Below are 23,228 nucleotides of genomic sequence, written 5' to 3' on the forward strand. Positions count from 1 at the left end.
TTGAAGGAAGATTAAAATGCGCATCAGCACCAACATGATTTATCAGTTGAGCAATAACGACCTGACCAGCATGCAGGGCGGGATCTTGAAGCTCAACCAGCAGATCAACGCCGGCCAGACGGTCTTGCTGCCGTCGGATAGCCCGATCGCCGCTGCGCGCGCGCTGGATCTGGCGCAGACGCAAGCGCTGAACACCCAGTTTGCGACGAACCGCAACAACGCCAACAGCTCGCTGGCGACGGTGAGCAATGCACTGACCAGCGTCACCGACATGATGTCCAAGCTCAAGTCCGACATCATCGAAGCCGGCGACGCGTCGTTCTCCAATGCCGAGCGCGCCAACATGGCGACGGAGCTCAAGGGCAACCTCAACGAAATGCTGGGTTTCGCCAATTCGACCGACGGTCTGGGCAATTACGTGTTTGGCGGCTTCAAGAGCGGCACCGCGCCGTTTTCCTTTGATGACTCCGGCAATATCGTCTACAACGGCGACCAGGGCGCACAAACACTGCAGGTCGATTCGACGCGTCAGATGGAAGTCAGCGTGTCGGGACAGTCGGTGTTCCAGGGCAATGGTGTGGATACATTCAAGATGATGCAGAACATGATCACCTTGCTGTCCGTACCCACCACGGAAGCGGCAAACAACGCCGATACCCAGGCTGCCAATACATTTGAATATCCGTCGGGTTCGGGGCAGTTCCCGATCCAGGCTTACAAGACCGCGCAAGCGGCATTGGACGCAGCTCAGCCGACCGATCCCAACTATGCAACATTGTTGACGCAGGCCGCCAACGCCAAGCTCTTGTCCGACAAGGCTGACGCCGCACGTACGCCGATTGCCGGCAGCCAGGCAGCGCTGACCCGCAGCTTGAATTCGTTCCAGGCGTCGATCACTTCGCAGATGAGCAATATCGAAGCCGCGACGGCGTCGGTCGGTGCGCGCCAGAACGAGCTGGATAACCTGGATGCGCAAGGCAAGGTACTGGATCAGCAATACACCCAGACCACCAACGATTTGCTGGGCCGCAACCTGAGCGACACGACTGCACTGGTCAGTCAGCTGGCGCTTCAGCAACAGTATCTGCAGGCCGCACAAAAGGTGTTTGTGTCGACTACCAGCCTGACGCTGTTGAACTACCTCAAGTAATTCCCTCTGCCGGGTGAGCATGCGCTCGCCCGGCGTCGCGTTTTTCCTTCCGCTTTCTCTTTCTTTTTTCTGCTTATTGCGTGCTTTGCGACGTTACCGTTGCAAGCTTGTCGTCGCCTTGCATATCGCCGCCCAGGGCCTGATACAAGGTCATCTGGTTATTCAGCCGATTCAGCCGGTTCTGCGTCAGCGACACTTCCGCCGTGCGACGTTTTTCCTGCGCATCCAGCCAGTCCTTGAGCGCCACATAACCGGTGCGGTAGCGCAGCTCATAAAGGCGTTCAGTGGTCCGGGCCGCTTGCAGATTCTTTTCCAGCAGGGTCCCTTGCGCGGCATATTGTTCGCGCGCCGACAGCGCGTTTTCAACGTCGGAGAGCGCGGTGTAAAGCGTCTGGCGGAAGCTCACCACGGCGCTTTCGTAATCGGCTTGTGAAGACTTGATGTTCAGCTGCATCTGGTTCCACTGCAGGAAGGGCAACACCAGCCCGGCGCCCAGCGTGCCGATCGGGTTCAGCAATACGTTGCGCAGGTCCTGGCTGCTGCCTCCTGCCGCCGCGGTGAGTGTCAGGCTGGGGTAGTAGCTGGCGCGGGTGTAGTCGACCGTGGCGAGCGATTCGCGCAGGCGCAGTTCCGCTGCGCGCAAGTCCGGACGACGTCCCAGCAGATCTGCGGGCAGGCCCGCCTGCAACTGCGGCAGTGCCTGCTCAGGCAGGCGTTGCGGCGAAGGATAGCTTTTTCCCGGCGGACCGTCGAAGAGCAGGGCGAGCGCGTTGGCGGCCTCGACTTGCTGCTGCAGCAGTTCGGTATGGCTCGACTGTTGCGTGGCCAGATTCTGTTCCGCTTCCAGTACTTCCAGCGACGACACCGCGCCGGCCTGGTATTGCGTGCGCACCAGCGCCAGCGTCTTTTCGGCGTAGGCGATGCTTTCCATGCTCAGGGCGATGCGCTGATTCAGATAGGCGCTTTGCCAGTACAGGTTGGCGGTGGTGCCGATCAGACTCAGGGCTGTGCTTTCGCGATCCTGTTCGGTGGCCAGCGCTTCCCATTTTTTGGCGTCGTACTGGCTGCCGAGCTTGCCCCAGAGATCGGCTTCGTAGCTCAGCGTCACCGCGGTGGAGCTCGACTTGTAGCTGCTGCGGTCATTGCGCAGAGCGCGATTGTAAGTCGTGGAGGTGCTGGAGCTGAGCGCAGGCAAGCGCTCGTCGGCGGCGATGCCGGCTTGCAGTTGCGCGCGCCGCACCTTGATGGTGGCGGCCGCGAGATCATTGTTGCGCAGCAGGGCTTCATCGATCAGGCGGTCCAGGTTGGCGTCGCCGAAATGTTGCCACCATTTGCCGCCATCGACTTCTGCGCGGCCGTCGCCGTGGGCCCAGGTGGCCGGGATGGCGGTGGTGGGCGCCGTGTAGGGCGTCTGCATCAGCGCGCCGCAGCCGCTCAGCAGGCCGGCGGACAACAGGAGGGCCGCCAGGGCAGCAGGGCGGAGGGTAAGGTATTTGTTCATTATTCTCTCGACAGTGCATCGACCGGATCCAGCCGTGCGGCATTGCGTGCGGGCAGGAAGCCGAATATGACGCCGATCAGGGTGGAGCAGGCGAAGGCGGAGACGATGGAGGTCGTCGAATACACCATGGTGAAATTTTTGCTGAAGCTGGCGAACAGCGCGCCGAACGACAAGGCCAGCAAGACCCCGAGCAGGCCGCCGGCCAGGCACACCAGCACCGCTTCGATCAGGAACTGCTGCATGATGTCGCTCTGGCGCGCGCCGACTGCCATGCGCACGCCGATTTCACGCGTACGTTCGGTGACCGAGACCAGCATGATGTTCATCACGCCGATACCGCCGACGATCAGTGAAATGACGGCGATCATCGATACCAGCAGGGTCAGCGTGGCCGTCGTCTTTTCGATGGTCTGGCGGATGCTGTCGGTGTTGAAGACATAGAAATCCTTGGTGCGATGGCGCAAGGTCATCAGCTTCACGATCCCTTGCTCGGCTGCGGATGAGGGGACGCTGTCGCTGACGCGCACCGTGATGCCTTTCAGGTAATTTTGCCCGAGCAGGCGGCTCATGGCGGTGGTGTAGGGCACCCAGACATTCAGGCTGTCGTTGTTGCCGAAACCGCTTTCCTGCTTCTTGGTGACGCCGATGATGCGGCAGGGAACGCTGCCGAGAAAGATCACCTCGCCGATCGGATCGGCGTTGTCGGCAAACAGTTTTTTGCGCGTGTTGGCATCGATGACGACTTCTTGCGCACGCGACGCGACGCCGTCGCTGTCAAAGCTTTGTCCCTCGGTGACGGCAAGCCCGCGCACGCGGAAATACTGTTCGCCGACGCCGCTGATCTGCGCGCTGACCGAGACATTGCGGTAGCGCACCGACGACGTGGTCGACACGCTCGGCGTGACGCTGTCGACATAGCCTTGCTGGGCCAGCGCGTCGGCGTCGGCCGGCACCAGCGTGCGTATTGCCGACGCTTTCATGTCGCCGAAATCGCTGCCGGGAAAGACGTCGATGGTGTTGGTGCCCATGGCGCTGATATCTTTGAGGATGCGTTCGCGCGACCCGGCGCCGAGCGCGACGACCGACACCACCGAGGCAATGCCGATGATGATGCCGAGCATGGTCAGGAAGGTGCGCAGGCGGTGTGCATTCATCGCCAGCAGCGACATGTGGAAGGCTTCCGACAGCCGATCCAGCCCGGCGCGCCAGGGGCTGATGGCAGGCGCGGCTTTCACCGGCGGCGATGATGACGCTGCAGGCTGGGCGGCCTCCTTGCGGCGGTCGCCGATGATGACGCCGTCGCTGATTTCGATGATGCGCTGCGCGTGCTCCGCCACTTGCATATCGTGGGTCACGATGATCACGGTGTGGCCTTCGGCGTGCAGCTCCTTGAGGATGCTGATGACTTCCTGGCCGCTGTGACTGTCGAGGGCGCCGGTCGGCTCGTCGGCTAGGATCACCTGGCCGCCGTTCATCAGCGCGCGCGCGATACTCACGCGCTGCTGCTGTCCGCCCGAGAGCTGGCCGGGCTTGTGCTGCATGCGTTCGCCCAGGCCCAGGCGCTGCAGCAGGCCGGCGGCACGTGCATGCCGGCTGTTGCGTTCCTTGCCGGCATAAATGGCCGGGATCTCGACGTTGCCGAGCGCGCTCAGGTCCGACAGCAGGTGGTAGCGCTGGAAGATGAAGCCGAAATGTTCCCGGCGCAGTTCCGCCAGTTCGTCAGGGCTGAGCCGGGCGGTCTCGCGGCCGGCGACCATGTAGCTGCCGCGCGTCGGTTTGTCGAGGCAGCCGAGGATGTTCATCAGCGTTGATTTTCCCGATCCGGATGCGCCGACGATGGCCAGCATTTCGCCGGCGTTGATGGACAGATTGACGTCGTTGAGCACCGTGATGGTCTGGTCGCCCGCCGGAAATTCGCGATGCAGATTCCGCAGTTCGAGTAAGGGGGTATTCATGCGCGCCCCGATTACATCATCGGCGGCGGACCGCGGTGTGTGTTGGTGGAGAGCGTATCGGCGCCGCTGCTGTTGCCGATGACGACGCGCTCGCCGGCGTTCAGGCCTTCCGTGATTTGTACGCTGGCGTTGGTGTTGATGCCGATGCGCACCTTGCGCGCCGTTGCCATGCCTTTGGCGTCGAGCACGCGCACCGTATAGCGGCCGCCGGCGTCGCGTTCGCCTAGCGCAGTGGAGGGAATGACGATGGCGTTGCGCGCTTCCGCCAGCACCACGTAGACCTGTGTGGTCATGGAAATGCGCAGTTTGCCGTCCGGATTGGGCACATCCAGCAAGCCGTTGTAATAGATGGCCGTGGAGGTGGTGCTGGTGGTGGTCGACGATGTCGACGTGGTCGAGGTGTCGTCCTGCAGGATCGAATCCGGGGCCGGTTCGATGGAGCGCAGTGTGGTGGTGTAGCGCTTGTCTGGCTCGCCGAGGATGGTGAAATAGACCGGCTGCCCGGTCTTGACGCGGGTGACGTCGGCTTCGGATATCTGCGCCTTGACGGTGACCGTATCCATGCGCGCCACCTTGATGATGGTCGGCGTGCTCTGGTTGGCGTTGACGGTCTGGCCTTCCTGCGCAACGATGGCCACGACGGTGCCGTCGATAGGCGCAGTGATCTTGGTATAGCCGAGCGTCACACGCGCCGTGTCGACGGAAATCTTGCCCTTGTCGATTTGCGCCTTGAGTGCGGCGATATCCGCTTTGGTGGTGTTGAGCGTGGCTTCTGCGGTCTCGTAGTTCTCACGCGAGCTGGCGTCTTGCGCCAGCATCTGCTGCTGGCGCTGATAGGCCAGTTCGGATTGCTTCAGCGTCGCTTCCTTGGCGCGCAGCTGCGCACGCGTGTCTTCCAGTTCGGCCTCGGCGGTCTTGAGCGCATTCTCTTGCGTGAGCGAATCGATCTCGGCAACCAGTTGGCCTTTTTTCACCTGGTCGCCCAGCGCAACCTTGAGCGACTTGATCTGGCCCGATGCCTGGGCGCCGACGCTGACCTGCTTGAAGGCTTTGATGGTGCCGCTGGCAAGGACGGTGTCCTGGATGTCGCGTCTGGCAGCGGTGGCGCTGAGATAGTCGGGCGCTGCTGCGGAAGGGAAAAGCGTCATCCTGGCGAAGGCCAGCAAGGCAATGACGGGGACCAGGACAAGGGTGTATCTGAGGATTTTTTTTCGGCGGGTATTCATGCGTCATGACAGTTGAAAATATCGGGAAAATGGCGGCAGGCGGTCCCGATATGGGGGCGAGGAGCAAGTGTGCCTCCGATCGCGCCCTTGAACTGTAAAGATGCGTAAAGTGGATGTAAGTTCGCTGTAAAAGCTGATCAGCGCTTGGGCATGGGGGGAATGGTCGCCATACCGCCCAGCATGCGAACCAATTCGACGGTGTCGTTGAGGAAGTGCTGCATCGGCGTGAGCATGTACGGCAAGCACACCGCGATGAGCACGAAGCCGACCACCATCGTGATCGGGAAGCCGATCCCGAACAGATTCAGCTGAGGCGCCGCGCGCGTGAGGATGCCCAATGCGACGTTGGTGATCAGCAGCGCCACCAGCATCGGCAGGGACAGCTGCAGGCCCATGCTGAAAATGCGCGTGCCGGACAAGGCGAGATAGTGGAAGCCTTCGGCAGTGATCGGCGCCGCGGTGATGGGCAGGGTGTGGAAACTGTCGGCCATCACTGCAATGAGAACCAGGTGGCCATTGATGCTCAGGAACACCAGCGTGCCCAGCAGTGAGAACAACTGGCTGATCGCTGAAGTGCGGCCCTGCGACTGGGGATCGAAGAATACAGCGAAACCGAGGCCCATGGTGTTGCTGGTCAGTTCGCCGGCCATTTCGATGGCGGCAAAGACCAGGCGCACCGCAAATCCCATGGCCAGGCCGATCAGCAATTGCTGGAGCAGGATCATCAAGCCGGTGATGGACATCGGGTCGAGCGCAGGAGGAACGGGGACGTCGGGCGCGATGACCAATGCAATCATGATGCCCAGCAACAACTTGACCTGCATCGGCACGCTGGCGCTGCCGAATGGCGGCGCGATGGACACCAGGCCGAGAATGCGGGTCAGGGGCCAGATGAAGGAGGCGATCCAGATGGCGAGCTGGTCGCTGGTGAAATTGATCATGTTTTTTGTCGGATTGCAGCGAAGTGCAATCGCCGCCGGTGCTATTGCACCATGGCGGGTATGCCGGTGAACATCAGGCGCATGTAGTCGAGCATGACGCCGATCATCCACGGACCGGCAATGATCAGCGCCAGAAACACGCCTACCAGCTTGGGAATGAACGACAGCGTGGCTTCATTGATCTGCGTCGCCGCCTGGAAAATGCTGACGAGCAAACCGATGACCAGTGCCGTCGCCAGCATCGGCGCGGCGATCATCAGGGTGATTTCCATGGCATGGCGGCCAAGGGACATTACGCTTTCAGGAGTCATGATCGAACCTTAGTAAAAACTTTCCGCCAGCGAGCCGATCAGCAGCTGCCAGCCGTCGACAAGCACAAACAGCATCAGCTTGAACGGCAGCGACACGATGGCCGGCGACATCATCATCATCCCCATCGACATCAGGATACTGGCGACCACCATGTCGATGATCAGGAACGGAATGAAGATGGCAAAACTGATCTGGAAGGCGGTCTTGAGTTCGCTGGTGATGAAGGCCGGAATCAGCAAGCGCAGCGGCACGTCTTCAGGGCCTTGCAGGTCCGGGCTGTGCGACAGCTTGACGTACAGGGCCAGATCGGACTGGCGGGTTTGCTTGAGCATGAATTCCTTGAGCGGGCCCGCGCCTTTTTCCATGGCGTCGATCATGGAAATCTTGTTTTCCGAAAACGGCTGGTAAGCGTCGACGTAGATCTTGTCGAACACCGGCCCCATCACGAAAAACGTCAGGAACAGCGCCAGTCCGACCAGCACCTGCGTCGGCGGCGTCGACGACGTGCCCAGCGCCTGGCGCAGCAGCGACAGCACGATGACGATGCGGGTGAAGCAGGTCATCATCAGCAGCGCCGCAGGGATGAACGAGAGCGAGGTGAGGAACAGCATCGTCTGGATGCTGAGATTGTAGGTCTGGCCGCCGCCGGCCGACGGCGTGCTGGTGAAGGCCGGCAAGCCCTGCGCCGAAGCCGCAAGCGGCAGGCACAGCAGCAAGACCGGCAACAGGCGCAGCCAGGAAGGTGAGCGCGCCAGGAATGTTCTAACTGCTGCCATTACGCTTATCGATAGTTTGTTTGAGCCAGGAGGCGAAGTTGGCGGACGCGGTTGGCGTCGTCGCCGCAACATGCTCCTGACGCGGCATGGTGGCCAAGGTGTTGACGCGTCCGGGAGCGACGCCGACGACGATCCACTGGTCGGCGACTTCAACCACGATAACGCGCTCGCGTGTGCCTACGCTGACACCGCCGATAATTTTTGCCACAGCGTTGCCGCCGGCGTTCGGCGCCAGTCCGCTGCGTTTGAACAGCCATGCGATGCCGACCATGAGCGCCAATACGGCGATCAGGCCCAATAGCATGGTGAAGATGCTGCCGGACGTGGAGGGAAGGGCGGCGGCCGGTTGCTGCTCGGCCGCCTGAACCGCACCGGCAGCGAGTGCTGCCGGCAGGACTGCGATGAGGCTGTAAAACCTGCGAGCCGGAGCGAGGCTGAGGCGGTTTGGACGGTTCATCTATTCAGTTTGCGAATACGCTCTGCAGGCGTGATGATATCGGTGAGGCGGATACCGAACTTGTCGTTCACCACCACCACTTCGCCCTGGGCAATCAGGCAGCCGTTGACCAGCACGTCCATCGGTTCACCCGCCATGCCGTCCAGTTCCACCACGGAGCCCTGCGCCAGTTGCAGCAGGTTCTTGATGGCGATCTTGGTGCGGCCCAGTTCGACGGTCAGCTGCACCGGGATATCGAGGATGAAGTCGATATCGTTCGGTGTATTGGTTTGCAGATCCGCCGCGCTGAGATCCTTGAAAATCGTCGCTTCAGCCGGTTTTGCAGTAAGCCCGCCGTCGTCTTCCGGAGTCTTTTTCTGCGCTTCTTCAGCCTGTGTTTGTTCGGCCAACGCGGCGCCCCACGGATCGTCTTCCGCCGCTGTTTGGTCAACGTTGTCTTCAGCCATTCTGCTCTCCTTGAATACTTTCTGGTGTTTCCTGTTGCGTGATGGACAGCAGTTTCTCGACGCGCAATGCGTATTGACCGTTCAATTTGCCGTAACTGCATTCCATCACGGGGACGCCATCAACCTGCGCGGTGACCGGTGTCACGGTATGCAGCGGGATGACGTCGCCGACCTGCATGTTCAGCAAGTCGGTAAATGTGACGCGGGCGGTGCCGAAGTTGGCGATGAGCTCCACTTCGGCAGTCTGGATCTGTTGCTTCATCAGGCGGATCCAGCGCTTGTCGACTTCCAGCGCTTCGCCCTGCATGCTGCTGGTGAGCTTGTCGCGGACCGGCTCGATCATCGAGTACGGCGTGCAGATGTGAATTTCGCCGCTGACCGGACCCAGTTCGACGGTGAAGGTGGTCGACACCACCACTTCGTTCGGGGTCGCGATGTTGGCGAACTGCGTGTTCAGCTCGGAGCGGATGTACTCGAATTCGATCGGGTAGATCGGCTCCCACGATTTGGAATAGTTTTCGAAGCAGATTTCCAACACGCGCATGATGATGCGTTGCTCGGTCGGCGTGAATTCACGACCTTCGATGCGGGTGTGGAAACGGCCGTCGCCGCCGAACATGTTGTCGACCAGCAGAAACACGAACTGCGGATCGAACACCACCAGGCCGATGCCGCGGAACGGCTTGATATGGACCAGGTTCAGGTTGGTCGGCACGACCAGGTTGCGGATGAATTCACTGTACTTGGCGACCTTCACCGGGCCGACCGAGATTTCGGCGGTACGGTGAATGAAGTTGAACAAGCCGATGCGGAAGAGGCGGGCGAAACGCTCATTGATGATTTCGAGCGTCGGCATACGGCCGCGCACAATACGTTCTTGCGTCGCAAGATTGTAGTTGCGTACCGTACCGGGGGCTTCTTCGACGACCTTTTCTTCGTCTTCGTCCCCCGTCACTCCTCTTAGGAGTGCATCGACTTCTTCCTGGGATAGAAAGTGTTCGGCCATGATGCTACTGCTGTTGAATCACGAAAGAGGTATAAAACACGTCGGTAATTGTCGGACCCTTGCCGCCGCCGGCAAATGGTTCGCCCAACTGATCGATGATTTCATCGGTCAGGTTGCGCTTGCCTTCATTGGTCATCAGTTCGGATGCTTTTTTGCTGGACAAGACCATCAGCAAACGGCTGCGGACTTGCGGCATGAAGACTTTGAGCGTTTCTGCGGTTTCGGCATTCGGCACTTGCAGCGTCAGCGCAACCTGCAGGAACTGATCGCCGGTTTCCTGCAACAGGTTGACCACGAAAGGTTCGATCACGACGAAGACCGGCACCTTGGAGGTGGCCTCTTCTTTCGGATGGTCTTCCGCGCCTTTCTTGGCTTTGCTGCCCATCATCATGAACGCGGCAGCGCCGCCGCCGACAACCAGCAGCAGGACAACGCCCAGAATGATGAAGAGCATTTTCTTCGACTTTGGTGCCGGCGCATCTGCTTCCGCCCCCTTGGCTGCCGGTTTTGCTGCTTTTGTTGCCATCTATTTTTCCCTTTCGTGGGTGCCTGCGGTGCACATAAAATTACTATCGGCAAGAATCTGCTGATATTGAATGCTGCGGTCCGGACACCTGTTTATTTTTGAATTCTGTTTAACCCGACTCTTCGTCGCGTCTTATGTGTTCATCCGCACTTATGCAAATGTGTCCACGAGTCCCTGGCCGCCGGTTGCAACCGGGCGCGGGACGATGGCGACATTCACGTCGGCGTCATCGGTGCCGGCGCCGAAGTGCGACGAGTTGCTGCCGCGCGCCTGTTGCTGATTGGCGCCTTGCTGCTGGTTCGGGTTGCCGGTGTTGACGGTTGCCTGGCCGAGCTGAATACCGGCCTGATCCATCATTTCACGCAGCTTCGGCATGGCGTTTTCAAGCGCCTGCTTGACTTCCGGCTGGGCAGTGATGAAGGTGGCGTCGGCGTGCTGGTTGGTCACGTGCAGGACGACTTGTAACGGACCCAGATCCGGCGGGTTCAGCGTCAGCGATGCGCTTTGCGTACCGTTGGTGGCCATCCACAGGACTTTTTGTCCGACGGCCTGATCCCAGCCCTTGCCGCCTACTGTCGGCGCCAGGCGATCCACGGCCTGGCCGGCGAGGGCGGCTTGCTGGCTCACGGTCAGGCTTTGCTGTAAAGCGGGAATGACGGTGGCTGCGGTAGGCTGCGCGGTGTCTGCCGGCTTGACGACGACTTCAGGCGCTGCCTTGGCGGCGGCGCGCGTAGCGTTGGCGGCATCTTGCAGGTCGGCCTGAACGGCCTTGGTGCTGACCGGCGATTCAGGCTGCGCCTTGTCTGCGGCGGAACGCGCCTGGAAGACCGGTTTGTCTTTGCTGTCGGCAACGTCCTTGTTGTCCGACATGCTGGAAATATCGAGTGCTTTGCCTTTGCCGTCGTCCTGCTTTTGCAGATCGGCCAGGTCTTTTTGATCTTTGGCGTTGATGACGGCGATGCTCTTCTTGCCGCCTTTCTGGTTGGCGAGCGCATCCATATCGGCGTCGCCCGGCTTCCTGGCGGTCGGTTGAACGGCGATCTGGCCCAAGTTGGCGACCAGCGCCAGCATTTGCGCCGAAGCGGCGTCGGTGGTGCTTTGATCGTCGGCTGCGGCTTTGTCTTCGTCGCTCTTTTCGTCTGTGGACGCGGTCTTGGTGCTGCTGTCCGAACTGGCCGCCGTGCTTGCCGGCGGTGTCGGCGTCGCAGGTTTGGCTGCGTCGGCCGCGGCGTTGTCCTGAGTGGCGGTGTTCGGTTTGCTTTGATTTTCGGTGTTGCGGTTGCTGACTTCCTTGTTCAACACCTGGTTGAACGGGACGTCGGCCGAGAAGGAATCGGCTTGCGTTGCCGGGCGTGCAGAATTCTGCAGGCTTGCGACATTGAGTATCGGCAATTGTGTGTTCATCGTTTCCGCCAGTCCTTGCTTACCGTTCTTACCGGTTATTACCGCTTGTAAAACGTGATCCGCGAAGCATGTTCATCCGTCTGCTTCTGATCACGTCGACTTTCGCGCAACTGCGCAGTTTGCTTGGCGCGTGTCGCCAGCGTGCCATACGACATCCGCTTGCGTTCGCATGCCTGCCATGCCGCCCGAGCGTCGGCGACACGTTGCTGCGCATTCCTTACTACGTCTTGCTGGCCGGAAATGGCGCTGTCGATTTTTTCAATGAATAACTGAAAATTGCGATAGCTCATCGCCGTCAAACCAGATGATAAGCTTTCCTGAAAGCGCAAAGCATAATCATCACGGTATTGTTCCAAAATAACAAGTTTCTGCTGTGCTTCTTCACTCGTGCGTACTGCCCGTCCCAAGCGCTTTGTCGCTTCATCGGTTTCTTTGGTCGCCAGTTCAATCAGCGTCTCGAGGGCAGAGGTCGTAGCCATGGTAACTTTGATTATATTTTCCGGGCCAACTGCTCAATCACTGGAATAGAGCGGTAAGTTGCCCCAAGCTCTCGGTAACACCGGCTCTTTCCGGAATTCCCTGCTGCAAGAACGCTTCGATTCGCGGCAAAAGCTGGATCGCCTGGTCCAGAACCGGGTCGGTTCCGGCGGCGTAGGCGCCCACGCTGATGAGGTCGCGATTGCGTTGATAGCGGGAGTACAACTGTTTCAGCCGGCGCGTATCGCGCTGATGTTCCATGGAGGTAATGCTGTGCATGGCGCGGCTGATGGATTGTTCGATGTCGATGGCGGGATAGTGCCCGGCTTCCGCCAGTACGCGGTTGAGCACGATGTGGCCATCGAGAATCGCGCGCGCCGCATCGGCGATCGGATCCTGTTGATCGTCGCCTTCCGTCAGCACGGTGTAAAACGCCGTAATCGAGCCGCCGCCGACGTCGCCGTTGCCGGCCCGTTCGACCAGCGCCGGTAGTTTTGCAAACACCGAGGGCGGATAGCCTTTGGTCGCCGGCGGTTCGCCGATAGCGAGCGCGATTTCGCGCTGGGCCATCGCATAACGCGTGAGCGAATCCATGATCAGGAGAACGTTTTTGCCTTGGTCGCGGAAGTATTCGGCGATCGCTGTGGCATAGGCTGCGCCTTGCAAACGCATCAGCGGCGGGGTATCCGCGGGGGCGGCGACCACCACGGAGCGCGCCAGGCCTTCGGTGCCGAGAATGTGTTCGATGAATTCCTTGACTTCGCGTCCCCGTTCGCCGATCAGGCCGACCACGATGATGTCGGCGCTGGTGTAGCGCGCCATCATGCCGAGCAACACGCTCTTGCCGACGCCGGAGCCTGCGAACAGGCCCATGCGCTGGCCGCGTCCGACGGTCAGCATGCTGTTGATGGCGCGTACGCCGACGTCGAGAATGTCGACAATCGGTGCGCGTCCCAGCGGGTTGGCGGCGCGGACATTGAGCGGTGCGGAATTTTCGGTATGCAGCGGCCCCAGATTGTCGAGCGGGCGGCCGGCGCCGTCGAGCACGCGGCCGAGCAATTCGTCGCCGACCGGCAGGCGGCGGCTGTGTTCGTCAAGGCGGCGAACGTAAGCGATGGGGCCGGTGCGCGGCGGCGGCTTGACCGGTTCCACCGGGTAGACGCGGGTGCCCGGTACGATGCCTTCGACGTCGCTCTGCGGCATCAAAAAGAGTCTATCGTCCTGGAATCCGACGACTTCTGCTTCGATCAGGTTGCCATTCGGGAGCGGCACCGTGCATGGGCTGCCGACCGGCAATTTGAGGCCGACGGCTTCCATGACCAAGCCCGCCACGCGCGTGACGCGACCTGAAATCTGGGTAGGCTCAGTCATTCCCACCAGGCCGCTGCAATTGTGCAGGTAGGCCTGCCAGCGGCTGAAGTGGGAGGGCATCGGCGAGTTCATCGTTGCACCTGTGAATGAGGATTGCCGGGTGCGATCATGCTGCTACTCCAGCCAATCGAGTTGCTTGCTGAGCGATTCGGCGATACGGCGCCAGCGCGTTTGCGTGGTGGCGTCGACCTGGTTGGTGCCGGTTTCGATACGGCAGCCGCCGCGGTCGAGTTCCGGATCTTCGACGATACGCCAGCCTTGCTGGCTGAGGTCGTCTTCCATGTTTTCGCGCACCAGCGCGGCATCGGCGGGGTGCAGATACAGCAAGGCCGGCAATTGCAGGCTGGGCAGGGAATGGATGGCGGCGCTGATGGTCGGCAGGATCAGCTCCGGCTTGACCTTGAGCACGGTTTTCAACATGGCCTTGGACAGATCCAGGCCCAGGTTGAGCAATTCCGGCGCCATGTTTTCACTGCATTGCGACACTTCGGTGCCGAAAGAAACGGCGACCTGGCGCAGATGCTGGATGATTTCGTTGATTTCTTGCTGGCCTTGTTGCAAGCCTGCCATGTAGCCTTCCTGGCGGCCTGCCTGCAGACCTTGCTGCTGGCCTTCGGCGTAACCTTCCTGACGGGCTTGTTCGCGGATGGCGTCGAGCTCTTCGGCGGTCAGCATCGGCGGCGGCGGAGGCTCATCGGCGAGCGGTTCTTCTTCGACCGGAGGCAATTCCTCTGCTTCGTCGAAGGACGCCAGTTCCCAACGCTGATAAGGCGTCATCTGTTCTTTGGGAATGATGTTGTTTCGTGATGCCATTTCAGATCCGGTAAAGCTGAGTAGTCACAATCGATGCGATGCGGCCGGGTAGGCCGCACGCATCGGTCGTGGCGACCTTAGATGAATGCATCTTCGCCCTTGGCGCCGAGCACGATCTGGCCTTCGTCGGCCAGGCGACGAACGATTTGCAGAATGGCCTTTTGTTGCGCGTCGACTTCCGACAGGCGAACAGGGCCTTTGGATTCCAGATCTTCCCGCATCATTTCCGCAGCACGCTGCGACATGTTGCCGAAGATCTTGTCGCGCAGGCCTTGCGATGCACCCTTGAGCGCGACGATGAGCGACTCGGACTGGACTTCGCGCAGCAGCAGCTGGATGCCGCGACCGTCGATGTCGATGATGTTTTCGAACACGAACATTTCGTCCATGATCTTTTGCGCCATGTCTTCGTCGTAGGCGCGCAGATTGTTCATGACCGATGTTTCGTTCTCGCCCGACAAGAAGTTGAGGATTTCCGCAGCAGTGCGGATACCGCCCATTTGCTGCTTCTTCAGGCTTTCGTTGCCGGTCAGCAGTTTTGTCAGAACGTCATTCAATTCTCGCAACGCCGCCGGCTGCACGCCGTCGAGGGTTGCAATACGGAGGACCACGTCATTGCGCAGGCGTTCCGTAAAGTTGTTCAGGATGTCGCAGGCGTGATACCGCTCAAGGTGGACCAGGATGGTGGCGATGATCTGCGGGTGTTCGTTGCGGATCAGTTCGGCCACCGATTGTGCGTCCATCCACTTCAGGCTCTCGATGCCGCTGGCGTCGCGGCCGCCCAGAATGCGGTTGAGCAGGGACGTGGCCTTGTCGTCGCCCAGCGCCTTGGTGAGCACGCTGCGGATGTATTCGTCGGAGTCGAGGCCGAGCGAAGACGCCTGGCCGGTTTCGCCGACGAACTCGATCAGCACTTCGTTGATGTCCTCGAAGCTGATGTTCTTCATGGCCGACATGGCGGCGCCGAGCTTTTGCACTTCGCGCGGTCCGAGGTATTTCATGACTTCGGCGGCCTCGTCCTCGCCCAGAGCGAGCATCAGGATGGCACCTTTTTCAACGCCTTCGTTACTCATTGTTCACCCATGTCTTAATGATGCTTGCCACCAGTTTAGGATCATTCTTGGCCCATTGCTTGGCAGTCTCGAGATTGGCCTTGTATGCGGCGCGTTCGTCGATTTCGCCGCCTTCGCCGGAGAGGTTGACGATGGCGTCCGGATTGTCCGGATCGTACATGGCGGCGGCAGCAGCGGCAGCTTCGGCGGCTTCGGCTTCGGCGCGGGCTTTGGCTTCTTTCTCTTCCTTGCCGGTGATCTTCCAGATGATAGGACGCAGAACACCGAAGTAGAGGTAGAGCAGGACTGCGGCCAGCAAGACGTACTTGCCGATTTCCTTGGCCAGCTGGATCATGTCCGGTTGCTTCCACAACGGCAGTTCCGGCTCGGCATCGCTGCTGAATTGCGTATTGACAACATTGAGCGAGTCGCCGCGATCCTTGTTGTAGCCCATTGCTTCTTTGACCAGGTCCGAGATCTGGCTGCGTTCGGCTTCGGTCAGCGGCTTCATGACGATCTTGCCGGTCTGGTCGATCGTGCGCTTGTAGTTGACGACGACCGCAACCGTCAGGCGCTTGACGCCGCCCATCGGCTGTTGAACGTAGCGGACGGTCTTGTCAACTTCGTAATTGATCGTCGCGTCTTTGTGCGAGGTGCCGTTGGTGGTGGCCGGCTGGGCCGCCGCAGCGCCTGCTGCGCCTGCCGCTGCGCCGGCAACCGGCGGATTGGTGATGGGCGCGGTGGCCGGAGCAGGCGGCTGGTTGGTCAGTGCGCCGGGAACGCCGGAAGTGCTCGAACTGCCGTTTTGCGATTCGCTGCTTTGCTTGCTGCGCACTGCGGCGGTATCGGCCGTCTGGTTCGGCTTGTAGGTTTCCGCCGCTTGTTCGCTGCGCGAGAAGTCGACGTCGGCCGTCGCTTCGGCACGCACGTTGCCGTTGCCCACGATAGGCGCAATGATCGATTCAACGCGCTTGACGATGTCTTGCTGCAGGTCCTGGACGTATTTCAGCTGGGTCGGATCGAGGCTGTTGCCGGGTTGCTTGGTCGTGGTGTCGGAGAGCAGGTTGCCGTTTTGATCGACGATGGTGACGGCCTTGGGCGACAGCTCGGGGACGCTGCTGGCGACCAGATGCACGATGGCGCTGACTTGCTGGGGATCGAGCATGCGGCCCGGATACAGGCTCAGGATGACCGATGCGGTCGGTTTTTGCTGGTCGCGTACGAAAACGGAGGCTTTGGGCAGGGCCAGGTGAATACGAGCAGCCTGTACTGCGGAAAGGGACTGGATCGAGCGCGCCAGTTCGCCTTCGAGGGCGCGCTGGAAGTTGACTTGCTCGAGGAACTGGGAAACGCCGAGCTTCTGGTTTTCCATCAGCTCGAAGCCGACATTGCCGCCCTTGGGCAGGCCTTGCGCAGCCAGTTTCAGGCGGGCATCGTGCACCATGGTTTCTGGGACCAGGATGGCGCTGCCGCCTTCGGAATACTTGTAGGGGACGTTCATCTGCTGCAACGAGGCAACGATGGCGCCGCCGTCGCGGTCGGAGAAGTTGGAGAACAAAACCCGATATTCGGTCTTCTGGCTCCACATCCAGATGCCGATCATCAAGGCGATGACGGCTGCCGCCGCCACCATCAACAGGACGCGACGTCCTTGCGGCGACTGGGCGTAACCCACAACGCCGCTGCGGCGCGCTTCCTGAGACGATATCTCGCCCGGAACCGCGCCTTCAGTGGCGGAGCTGTTGCCGTCGTTGGTCATCGTGCCATCGGCTGCTACCGCCATGATTTCCCCTTGCGTGTGCCGCCGAGCTTGTGGCTTTGTATGATTTGCTTCACTGCTTCCCTACCCATATAGGTTTTTTGCTTAGTGTGGATTGTCCTGCCAGAGCCGAAATTTGATCTATGGAACAGAATGGCTATTTCCCCGCTTATTGTTGCGAGTCGCGAAGACTCGCGTGGTAATCTGCCGTTGTAGAAGCGGGAAGTGTGATTGCGGTGTGCAATCATCTGTCGCGGAATTGAATTCGAAGAGGTGCAAATTGGCCGTCAGCATGATTGATACTAGCAGAATCGAAGCCATGGTGGCGCAGCTGAAGGCGGCTGCTGCCCGTGCGCAAGGCGCGCAGAGCGACGTCGCGCCGATCGACAGCATCACCGGTAGCGAAAAGCCGGCTGCGCGCGTCGATTTTGCCAGCGTGTTGAAGAATTCGCTCGATGAAGTGAATTCTTCCCAGGACAAGGCGAGCAAGATGTCGCAGAGCTTTTCCATGGGCGACGACAACATCAATTTGTCGGACGTCATGATTGCAATGCAGAAGGCCAGTATTTCCTTTCAGACAAGTGTCCAGGTCCGCAACAAGTTGGTTTCGGCTTATCGCGACATCATGACGATGCAGGTGTAGGCCGGTTGTCGTGAGTGTGGCCGGCTATGCCGTGTTTGTTGCTGCAAAATAAAAAAGCTGCCATCGGCAGCTTTTTTTTCGGCAACTTTTCGTCAAGCCTTACATCATGCCGGATGCTTTGGCATTTTGTTCGCGTTCCAGCTTCGTGATGAAGCGCTGGATCGCCGCCAGAACGGCGCGCGGAATATCGACAAATTCGCAGCCGAAGCGGTTGACGGTCTTGCCGGAGGTCAGTTTGACTTCCTTGCAGTCGCGAATCTGCAGTTTGACGGTCACGACTGTGTTGTCGGTCATTTCCAGCGAGCAGTCTTCGTAAATGCGGCCCAGCGTCGTGTCGAGCAGCTTCTTTTCGTCGGTAATGCCGACGCCGCCGGCGCTGATGTTGTTGAGCAGGGTGACGACCGTGCTGAACGAGCCGTCTTCACGCGTGACGCGGAACGTGCAGCGCAAAGGCTTGGCGATGGGCGTCGCAATGCGGAAATATTCACGGCGTTGCAGGCGCACCAGGCTATTCGGAATGGTGATCTTGAGTGCAGGGCGTTCCTGGAACAGGCACTTTTGCGCCTTGTCGACATTGAACGTGATACGGATGTTGTTGTAGACGGCTTCGAAACCGATGCGATTGCTTTGCAGGATGCTCTCGTTGAGCGAGGTGCTTGGCGCAGCGTCAATAACGACGCTGTCGTCATCTTCGTCGATATCCAGAATCGACGTGATAATGGATTCCGAGCCACCCTTGATGAGCAGGCTCAGCAGCTGATTGCGCTCCATCATGCTGGTCAGCAGTGACACAATCTCCCGTCGGGAATGTACTCGAAACGGGCTGTCGTCTTTGATCTCGTCGTTGTTTGCCATCTGTGCGTCTATGCGTCTCAAATCAAAGGATAGAAGGATAAAATTCTATCCCAAAGGGGGACTTGCTAATCTAACCCCTAATCATACATCACTGTGGTCCAATTGCATATTTTCAATGCGATACAACCAAGCCAAAAGTTCCGCGACCGCGCGATAAAGCGCAGGGGGAATCTGTTGGTCGAGGTCGACCTGCATCAGCAGTGAGACGAGTTCCTTCGATTCATGGATATAGACGCCGCTTTCCTTGGCGCGCGCAATGATGGCCTCGGCAATCAGGCCGCTGCCCTTGGCCACGACGCGGGGAGCTGCCTGGTTGGTGTTGTAGGCCAGCGCGACTGCATTCTGGTAGGGGAGATTAGGCTTTTCCATCTTGCTTCACAATCAATGAGTCAAGAGAAGAGCCGGCCGCAGCCATGGCGTCGGAGAGCATGCTGCCGTTGGCGCGCAACGCTGCCGCGGTGACGTCGCTGTCGGTACGCACTTGCATGTGGATTTGCTGCCCGATCAGGCGTATCGAGGCGGAAACGCTGCCCAGATGAGCGAAATTGAAGCGCACCACGCTGTGCCAGCTGGGCGTGGGGCCGCCGTCCTGTTCGTTCTGCTGTGGCGTATCGGAGGAGTCCTGGCCGATTTCCCACTCCATGTGCTGGCCGGGCCAGACTTCACCATGCCAGACCAGGCGTTGTTGTTCCAGCGCATTCAGCTGGAGATTGACGATCTGGCCGAGCTGCGTGTGCGCAGGATCCGAACTGGTAAGCAAGTCGGAGATGCTGTCGCTTTGCGCTTGCTGAGCAAGCTGGGCCTGCGGCTCTTTTTGCAGTTCTGCAAGCGGGCGCCTGCCGTCGGCCCACGCCGCGACATGCGATTCGTAGAAGGTGCCGCTGAGAGCGATCGAGTCGTGCAGCGCACCGGCGAGTTGCGTGGTATTGGTCGGATTGCTGACAAGCGGAGCATTGGGTTTGATGGCGCTGGGCAGGTCGCTTTCTTCCGAGGCGTGCAGCAGGGCGTCGACCAGTTTGCCGGCTACGCTGAGCGAGGTCTTGGTGCTTTCGGGGACATTGGAAGGGGTTTGCGCAGCCTGTTTGCCCTCTTCGTCTGTGAGTTGGTCGTTGCGACCGACAACGGTGGGAAGGCCTGGCTGCGCTGCTTTGAGCGATACCAGGTCTTTTTCCATCATCTTGCCTGCGACGCTGAGCGAAACGGCGGTCTCTTCGCTTTCCTCGGGGCTGGTTTCCGTCAGCAGGAAAGTGGGGCGCGGATCTTTGCTGACCATCGTCAGCAGCAGGGAGTCTCCGGTTTTGGTCGCCGTCGGCAGGACCATGCGGGCGGCCGTATTGGCGATACGGACCAGATATGAGCCGTCGTTATACGCGGACAGCACCTTGCCTTGCAGTTGTTGTCCGATGGCAATTTGCGCAAGCCTGCTAAAGGCCTCTTGTCTGGCATCGGCGACCGAAACGATGGACGTCGTCGCCGCGACGTTGGCGACAGGCTGGACCGTGTTGGTGGCGAGGTCGGCCCGGGGTATCATCGCTAACCTCGTTGATTGGTGCTGCCGTAGGCCTTAACCAGTTTGCGTTCGACACTGGTGCTTTGGATCAGGGTGGCAAGTTTTTTCAGGCCGGGATCCGTCAGGTTGCGGATATCGCGGTCATCTTCCAGTATTTTTTTCAGGATTTCAATCTTGCGCTCGCGCCTGTCGTCGGTCAGCGTGACGGTTGCTTCATGTTTTTTCAAAATGTCGACAACATGGGCGCAATCGGCCTCAAGTTTCGATAGCAAATCCCATTCTTCCCGGCGTGCAGCGGCAAGCATCTGATCAGTCAGTTCTGCGACCGCTTCATAAAGGGAAATGACTTCTGCGCCGTCCATGGTTGTGCTTTCGCGAGTGTTTGTTGCGAATTGTTGTAAGGCGGCAGCTTAAGCTGCGTCTTGCGCCTGATTGGTGCCATTGGGACCGATGGTCTCCCAGGCATCTCTCAGGCCGTCCAGCAGGCCGTGGACTTCTTCCAGGATTTCCTGGGAGTTTTCGACATTGGCCGCGAACAGGCGCCTGCCCATGTATTCGTAGAGCGCATCCAGATTGAGGGCGATCTCGCCGCCGACATTCTTGTTAAGGCTGGCGCGCAGGCCGCTTTCAATGATCAGGATGGCTTGGGTGATCGACTCGCCCTTTTTTTTGATATCGCCGGCGCCCATGTATTTTTGGCCCATGGCAATCGCCACCAGGGCGCCATCGAACAGCATGGTGATCAGCTTGTGCGGACTCGCTGCGACGACACCGGTCTCCACGCCAATATTTGCGTACGCATTTGCGCCACGTTGCATGGTTCCGAACATTATCTTCTCCCGCCTTCAGTCAAACGATTAGCTTGCTTTTGGCAAGTTTGCCAATTGTTGCGTCAGATAGCTTTGTGTTGTCGCCATGCTTGCCAGTGTCACGTTCAGAGCATTGAACTGGGTCGTGTACTGGTCCTGCATGGTGCTCAAGCGTGTGTTGATGGCAGTCTGTCGATCGCTATTGATCTTCAGGCTGGCTTGCAAACCCTTGGTCTTGGTATCAATGATACCGCCATCTGCGAGAAAACCATTGACCAGCGTTTGCAAATTTGTCAGGACGCCGTTGGTGCCTGTTGTATTTGGCGTGCCGTCGGCATTGGTGCCGGAGGTCGATGTGAACAGATTGGCAATGCCGGCGAAGTTGTTGGTGGTGGCAGTCGACAGTTTGGAGGCGTCGAGCGCCAGCGTACCGTCTTTCTGGAAGCCGATGCCGATGTCGGTCAGCGAGCTGATGCCGTTGCCGCCGGCCACGCTTGCCAGCAGAGCGTTGCGCAATTGGGTCATCATGCTTTGCACTGACGACTCGCTTGCCAGCGGCGACGACGTGCCTGCCTGGCCGATCGTTGTCGATGGTGTCTGTTGCGTCAGCCCGGTGATCGCTTTTTCCAGCGAGTTATACGCTGAAACAAACGTGTTTGCCGTGCTGGCGACGCCGCTGGTGTCGTTGCTGATATTCAGTGTGAAGTTATCCGATGCAGTCGTGACCTTGGACAAATTGAGGGTCACGCCGGAAATCGCATCCGTCACCTTGTTGGTTGCGCTGGTCACGCTGACGCCGTCAATGCTCAGCTTGGCGTCTTGTGCCGCCTGCAACTGGCCCATGGTGCTGCCGGTCAGGGTGGCGAAATCGCCGGTGCCGGTCAGCGAGACGGGGCTGGTGGCACCGGTGCCGGAAGGCGTCAGCACCAAATGATCGTTCGTGCCGTCGTTGGTGATGCTTGCCGTCACGCCGGCATTGGCCGTGTTGATGGCGTCGCGGACATTTTGCAGGGTTTGGCCGGCGCCGCTCAGTGCGATGGTGGTCGCAGTACCGCCGACATTCAGCGTCAGGCCGCCGGCTGTGGCGTCAAATGTCTGGCCGGTCGCAACATTGGGCGAGGTGTATTTTCCGCTCGGGTCAAAAGACAGCGACGAATAATCGCCGGTGCCGGTAACGCGGATCGAATTCGTGGCGCCGCTGTCTTTGGCTGCAATTACCAGGTGGGCACTGGTGCCGTCGCTGACGATCGTGGCGCTTACCCCTGCATCGCTGGCGTTGATGGCGTCGCGCACCCCGGCCAGCGTGTTGGTGGTCGGCTTGATGATCGCGGTTGATCCGTTGCCTGTTTTGATCGCCAGGATGCCGGAAGTGAACGAGGCAGAGGACGAAAAACCGACAGAAGTAATCTTTTGCGCTTGCGCCAGTTGGGAGACGGAGACCGTATAGTTGCCGGATGCGGCAACAGTGGCGTCGCGTGGCGCCTGGATTTGCGTTACTGTGCTGGCCGTCCCACTGGCAGGATCGTAAGCGAGGGACGCCAGGCTGTTGTTGGCCTGGACTTTGATGGTGTTCGCAGTCCCTGCGGTGTTCGATTCCAGAACCAGATGGTCACCGGTTCCGTCGGTTGTGATGCTGGCCGTCACGCCGGTCTTTGCAGCGTTGATGGCGTCGCGCACACCTGCGAGCGTCGCATTGGCTTGCAGCGTGACAAAGGTTGGCGGATTGGTGCCGACCTTGATTGCAACGGAGTCGCCCGCATTGAAAATCTGCGAACTGGTAAAACCTGCCGATTGAATTTTTTGCGCCAGCAATTTCGTCGAATCGTCGGTATTGACGTCGGCGGTGAAAGGGTCTGTCGTAAGAGTTGTTCCTGTGCCGCTATTGGAAACAGCCGCTTTTTGCGCGCTGAAGCTTGCTGCGGTGAGGCCGTTCAGTGCGCTTTGATATGAGGAAATCGCGCTTTTGAGGCTGCCATAGGCTGAAATCAGGCTGTTGTAGCTACTGGCCTGCTGCGTCAACGGGGTGAGAACGCTGGATTCCGCGCTCATCAACTTCGCCACGAGCGAATTGACGTCTAGGGGGCCGGCGGAAGTGGTGATGGTCCCGGTGGAAGTGGCCATGAGATCTCCTGATTTCTAAATGCAAATGCGATGTGCTGATTCCAGAAGCCCAGGCGACGAACGCTCAATCAGGCGTGCTTCAGTATTCTTGGGCACTTATCCGAGAATGACTTCCGGC

24 protein-coding genes are annotated in these 23,228 nt (G+C 59.6%); 2 read left to right on the forward strand and 22 right to left on the reverse strand.

The annotated features are described in order from the left end of the window. Positions 1 to 16: 16 nt before the first annotated feature. On the forward strand, positions 17 to 1,150 hold the full coding sequence (flgL, locus tag AKL25_RS02430; RefSeq protein WP_050476026.1) for a flagellar hook-associated protein FlgL: 1,134 nt from the start codon (positions 17 to 19) through the stop codon (positions 1,148 to 1,150). A gap of 73 nt (positions 1,151 to 1,223) precedes the next feature. Here flgL and AKL25_RS02435 read toward each other — a convergent pair whose 3' ends face one another. The 16 genes from AKL25_RS02435 to fliF all read right to left on the reverse strand — a co-directional run bounded on the left by AKL25_RS02435 (position 1,224) and on the right by fliF (position 17,196). Continuing rightward, positions 1,224 to 2,651 (reverse strand): efflux transporter outer membrane subunit, encoded by a 1,428-nt coding sequence (locus tag AKL25_RS02435; RefSeq protein WP_050476027.1) that lies wholly within the window; start codon positions 2,649 to 2,651, stop codon positions 1,224 to 1,226. Next, positions 2,651 to 4,606 carry a MacB family efflux pump subunit gene (locus AKL25_RS02440; protein WP_050476028.1) on the reverse strand — a complete coding sequence of 652 codons (1,956 nt, stop codon included), beginning with the start codon at positions 4,604 to 4,606 and terminating at the stop codon, positions 2,651 to 2,653. Before AKL25_RS02440 ends, AKL25_RS02435 begins: the two co-directional genes overlap by 1 nt. An 11-nt stretch (positions 4,607 to 4,617) precedes the next feature. Then, entirely contained in the window at positions 4,618 to 5,832 is a 1,215-nt protein-coding gene (locus AKL25_RS02445) for an efflux RND transporter periplasmic adaptor subunit (protein WP_050476029.1), read from the reverse strand. A gap of 137 nt (positions 5,833 to 5,969) precedes the next feature. Then, complete coding sequence (gene fliR, locus AKL25_RS02450; protein WP_050476030.1) at positions 5,970 to 6,773, reverse strand: flagellar biosynthetic protein FliR; 804 nt, start codon at positions 6,771 to 6,773, stop codon at positions 5,970 to 5,972. Positions 6,774 to 6,814: 41 nt separating this feature from the next. After that, positions 6,815 to 7,084 carry a flagellar biosynthesis protein FliQ gene (fliQ, locus tag AKL25_RS02455; protein WP_007882592.1) on the reverse strand — a complete coding sequence of 90 codons (270 nt, stop codon included), beginning with the start codon at positions 7,082 to 7,084 and terminating at the stop codon, positions 6,815 to 6,817. Between the two features lie 9 nt (positions 7,085 to 7,093). Next, positions 7,094 to 7,861, reverse strand: a complete 768-nt coding sequence (gene fliP / locus AKL25_RS02460; protein ID WP_050476031.1) for a flagellar type III secretion system pore protein FliP — start codon at positions 7,859 to 7,861, stop codon at positions 7,094 to 7,096. Further along, positions 7,848 to 8,318 carry a flagellar biosynthetic protein FliO gene (fliO, locus tag AKL25_RS02465; RefSeq protein WP_083444541.1) on the reverse strand — a complete coding sequence of 157 codons (471 nt, stop codon included), beginning with the start codon at positions 8,316 to 8,318 and terminating at the stop codon, positions 7,848 to 7,850. The genes fliP and fliO overlap by 14 nt, the downstream gene beginning before the upstream one ends. Further along, on the reverse strand, positions 8,315 to 8,764 hold the full coding sequence (gene fliN, locus AKL25_RS02470; protein WP_050476032.1) for a flagellar motor switch protein FliN: 450 nt from the start codon (positions 8,762 to 8,764) through the stop codon (positions 8,315 to 8,317). The genes fliO and fliN overlap by 4 nt, the downstream gene beginning before the upstream one ends. Continuing rightward, positions 8,757 to 9,770, reverse strand: a complete 1,014-nt coding sequence (gene fliM / locus AKL25_RS02475; RefSeq protein ID WP_050476033.1) for a flagellar motor switch protein FliM — start codon at positions 9,768 to 9,770, stop codon at positions 8,757 to 8,759. Before fliM ends, fliN begins: the two co-directional genes overlap by 8 nt. 4 nt (positions 9,771 to 9,774) lie before the next feature. Beyond that, on the reverse strand, positions 9,775 to 10,296 hold the full coding sequence (fliL, locus tag AKL25_RS02480; protein WP_050476034.1) for a flagellar basal body-associated protein FliL: 522 nt from the start codon (positions 10,294 to 10,296) through the stop codon (positions 9,775 to 9,777). A 150-nt stretch (positions 10,297 to 10,446) separates the two neighbouring features. Then, positions 10,447 to 11,700, reverse strand: coding sequence for a flagellar hook-length control protein FliK (locus AKL25_RS02485; RefSeq protein ID WP_050476035.1), 1,254 nt, complete (start codon positions 11,698 to 11,700; stop codon positions 10,447 to 10,449). Between the two features lie 38 nt (positions 11,701 to 11,738). Beyond that, complete coding sequence (gene fliJ, locus AKL25_RS02490; RefSeq protein ID WP_050476036.1) at positions 11,739 to 12,179, reverse strand: flagellar export protein FliJ; 441 nt, start codon at positions 12,177 to 12,179, stop codon at positions 11,739 to 11,741. Between the two features lie 37 nt (positions 12,180 to 12,216). Beyond that, positions 12,217 to 13,620 carry a flagellar protein export ATPase FliI gene (gene fliI, locus AKL25_RS02495; RefSeq protein ID WP_050476037.1) on the reverse strand — a complete coding sequence of 468 codons (1,404 nt, stop codon included), beginning with the start codon at positions 13,618 to 13,620 and terminating at the stop codon, positions 12,217 to 12,219. Between the two features lie 42 nt (positions 13,621 to 13,662). Continuing rightward, the gene (gene fliH / locus AKL25_RS02500; protein ID WP_050476038.1) at positions 13,663 to 14,361 is read right to left on the reverse strand and encodes a flagellar assembly protein FliH; all 699 of its coding nucleotides are present in this window, start codon (positions 14,359 to 14,361) and stop codon (positions 13,663 to 13,665) included. A gap of 77 nt (positions 14,362 to 14,438) precedes the next feature. Next, positions 14,439 to 15,434 carry a flagellar motor switch protein FliG gene (gene fliG, locus AKL25_RS02505; protein ID WP_050476039.1) on the reverse strand — a complete coding sequence of 332 codons (996 nt, stop codon included), beginning with the start codon at positions 15,432 to 15,434 and terminating at the stop codon, positions 14,439 to 14,441. Then, entirely contained in the window at positions 15,427 to 17,196 is a 1,770-nt protein-coding gene (gene fliF, locus AKL25_RS02510) for a flagellar basal-body MS-ring/collar protein FliF (protein ID WP_050476040.1), read from the reverse strand. The genes fliG and fliF overlap by 8 nt, the downstream gene beginning before the upstream one ends. Before the next feature lie 268 nt (positions 17,197 to 17,464). Here fliF and fliE point away from each other — a divergent pair, with 268 nt between their 5' ends. Next, the gene (fliE, locus tag AKL25_RS02515) at positions 17,465 to 17,815 is read left to right on the forward strand and encodes a flagellar hook-basal body complex protein FliE (protein ID WP_240475623.1); all 351 of its coding nucleotides are present in this window, start codon (positions 17,465 to 17,467) and stop codon (positions 17,813 to 17,815) included. 99 nt (positions 17,816 to 17,914) lie between these two features. Here the strand turns inward: fliE and AKL25_RS02520 are convergent, their stop codons facing one another. The 6 genes from AKL25_RS02520 to fliD all read right to left on the reverse strand — a co-directional run bounded on the left by AKL25_RS02520 (position 17,915) and on the right by fliD (position 23,110). Beyond that, positions 17,915 to 18,670: a flagellar brake protein gene (locus AKL25_RS02520; RefSeq protein WP_050476042.1), complete on the reverse strand. Its 756-nt coding sequence runs from the start codon at positions 18,668 to 18,670 to the stop codon at positions 17,915 to 17,917. 81 nt (positions 18,671 to 18,751) lie between these two features. Continuing rightward, positions 18,752 to 19,039 (reverse strand): EscU/YscU/HrcU family type III secretion system export apparatus switch protein, encoded by a 288-nt coding sequence (locus AKL25_RS02525; RefSeq protein ID WP_050476043.1) that lies wholly within the window; start codon positions 19,037 to 19,039, stop codon positions 18,752 to 18,754. Further along, positions 19,026 to 20,201 (reverse strand): flagellar hook-length control protein FliK, encoded by a 1,176-nt coding sequence (gene fliK / locus AKL25_RS02530; protein WP_050476044.1) that lies wholly within the window; start codon positions 20,199 to 20,201, stop codon positions 19,026 to 19,028. The genes AKL25_RS02525 and fliK overlap by 14 nt, the downstream gene beginning before the upstream one ends. 2 nt (positions 20,202 to 20,203) lie before the next feature. Continuing rightward, the gene (locus AKL25_RS02535; RefSeq protein ID WP_050476045.1) at positions 20,204 to 20,542 is read right to left on the reverse strand and encodes a flagellar protein FliT; all 339 of its coding nucleotides are present in this window, start codon (positions 20,540 to 20,542) and stop codon (positions 20,204 to 20,206) included. Positions 20,543 to 20,590: 48 nt separating this feature from the next. After that, the gene (fliS, locus tag AKL25_RS02540; protein WP_050476046.1) at positions 20,591 to 21,010 is read right to left on the reverse strand and encodes a flagellar export chaperone FliS; all 420 of its coding nucleotides are present in this window, start codon (positions 21,008 to 21,010) and stop codon (positions 20,591 to 20,593) included. 27 nt (positions 21,011 to 21,037) lie between these two features. Beyond that, complete coding sequence (gene fliD / locus AKL25_RS02545) at positions 21,038 to 23,110, reverse strand: flagellar filament capping protein FliD (protein WP_050476047.1); 2,073 nt, start codon at positions 23,108 to 23,110, stop codon at positions 21,038 to 21,040. Positions 23,111 to 23,228 lie beyond the last annotated feature (118 nt).

Origin of the sequence: Herbaspirillum rhizosphaerae (genome assembly GCF_001189965.1) — a bacterium.
Classification (GTDB): domain Bacteria; phylum Pseudomonadota; class Gammaproteobacteria; order Burkholderiales; family Burkholderiaceae_D; genus Herbaspirillum; species Herbaspirillum rhizosphaerae.

Bases quoted from the DNA above. Each gene is read 5' to 3' on its own strand.
- flgL (WP_050476026.1), top strand. From the start codon at position 17: ATGCGCATCAGCACCAACATGATTTATCAGTTGAGCAATAACGACCTG.
- AKL25_RS02435 (WP_050476027.1), bottom strand. From the start codon at position 2,651: ATGAACAAATACCTTACCCTCCGCCCTGCTGCCCTGGCGGCCCTCCTG.
- AKL25_RS02440 (WP_050476028.1), bottom strand. From the start codon at position 4,606: ATGAATACCCCCTTACTCGAACTGCGGAATCTGCATCGCGAATTTCCG.
- AKL25_RS02445 (WP_050476029.1), bottom strand. From the start codon at position 5,832: ATGAATACCCGCCGAAAAAAAATCCTCAGATACACCCTTGTCCTGGTC.
- fliR (WP_050476030.1), bottom strand. From the start codon at position 6,773: ATGATCAATTTCACCAGCGACCAGCTCGCCATCTGGATCGCCTCCTTC.
- fliQ (WP_007882592.1), bottom strand. From the start codon at position 7,084: ATGACTCCTGAAAGCGTAATGTCCCTTGGCCGCCATGCCATGGAAATC.
- fliP (WP_050476031.1), bottom strand. From the start codon at position 7,861: ATGGCAGCAGTTAGAACATTCCTGGCGCGCTCACCTTCCTGGCTGCGC.
- fliO (WP_083444541.1), bottom strand. From the start codon at position 8,318: ATGAACCGTCCAAACCGCCTCAGCCTCGCTCCGGCTCGCAGGTTTTAC.
- fliN (WP_050476032.1), bottom strand. From the start codon at position 8,764: ATGGCTGAAGACAACGTTGACCAAACAGCGGCGGAAGACGATCCGTGG.
- fliM (WP_050476033.1), bottom strand. From the start codon at position 9,770: ATGGCCGAACACTTTCTATCCCAGGAAGAAGTCGATGCACTCCTAAGA.
- fliL (WP_050476034.1), bottom strand. From the start codon at position 10,296: ATGGCAACAAAAGCAGCAAAACCGGCAGCCAAGGGGGCGGAAGCAGAT.
- AKL25_RS02485 (WP_050476035.1), bottom strand. From the start codon at position 11,700: ATGAACACACAATTGCCGATACTCAATGTCGCAAGCCTGCAGAATTCT.
- fliJ (WP_050476036.1), bottom strand. From the start codon at position 12,179: ATGGCTACGACCTCTGCCCTCGAGACGCTGATTGAACTGGCGACCAAA.
- fliI (WP_050476037.1), bottom strand. From the start codon at position 13,620: ATGAACTCGCCGATGCCCTCCCACTTCAGCCGCTGGCAGGCCTACCTG.
- fliH (WP_050476038.1), bottom strand. From the start codon at position 14,361: ATGGCATCACGAAACAACATCATTCCCAAAGAACAGATGACGCCTTAT.
- fliG (WP_050476039.1), bottom strand. From the start codon at position 15,434: ATGAGTAACGAAGGCGTTGAAAAAGGTGCCATCCTGATGCTCGCTCTG.
- fliF (WP_050476040.1), bottom strand. From the start codon at position 17,196: ATGGCGGTAGCAGCCGATGGCACGATGACCAACGACGGCAACAGCTCC.
- fliE (WP_240475623.1), top strand. From the start codon at position 17,465: ATGATTGATACTAGCAGAATCGAAGCCATGGTGGCGCAGCTGAAGGCG.
- AKL25_RS02520 (WP_050476042.1), bottom strand. From the start codon at position 18,670: ATGGCAAACAACGACGAGATCAAAGACGACAGCCCGTTTCGAGTACAT.
- AKL25_RS02525 (WP_050476043.1), bottom strand. From the start codon at position 19,039: ATGGAAAAGCCTAATCTCCCCTACCAGAATGCAGTCGCGCTGGCCTAC.
- fliK (WP_050476044.1), bottom strand. From the start codon at position 20,201: ATGATACCCCGGGCCGACCTCGCCACCAACACGGTCCAGCCTGTCGCC.
- AKL25_RS02535 (WP_050476045.1), bottom strand. From the start codon at position 20,542: ATGGACGGCGCAGAAGTCATTTCCCTTTATGAAGCGGTCGCAGAACTG.
- fliS (WP_050476046.1), bottom strand. From the start codon at position 21,010: ATGTTCGGAACCATGCAACGTGGCGCAAATGCGTACGCAAATATTGGC.
- fliD (WP_050476047.1), bottom strand. From the start codon at position 23,110: ATGGCCACTTCCACCGGGACCATCACCACTTCCGCCGGCCCCCTAGAC.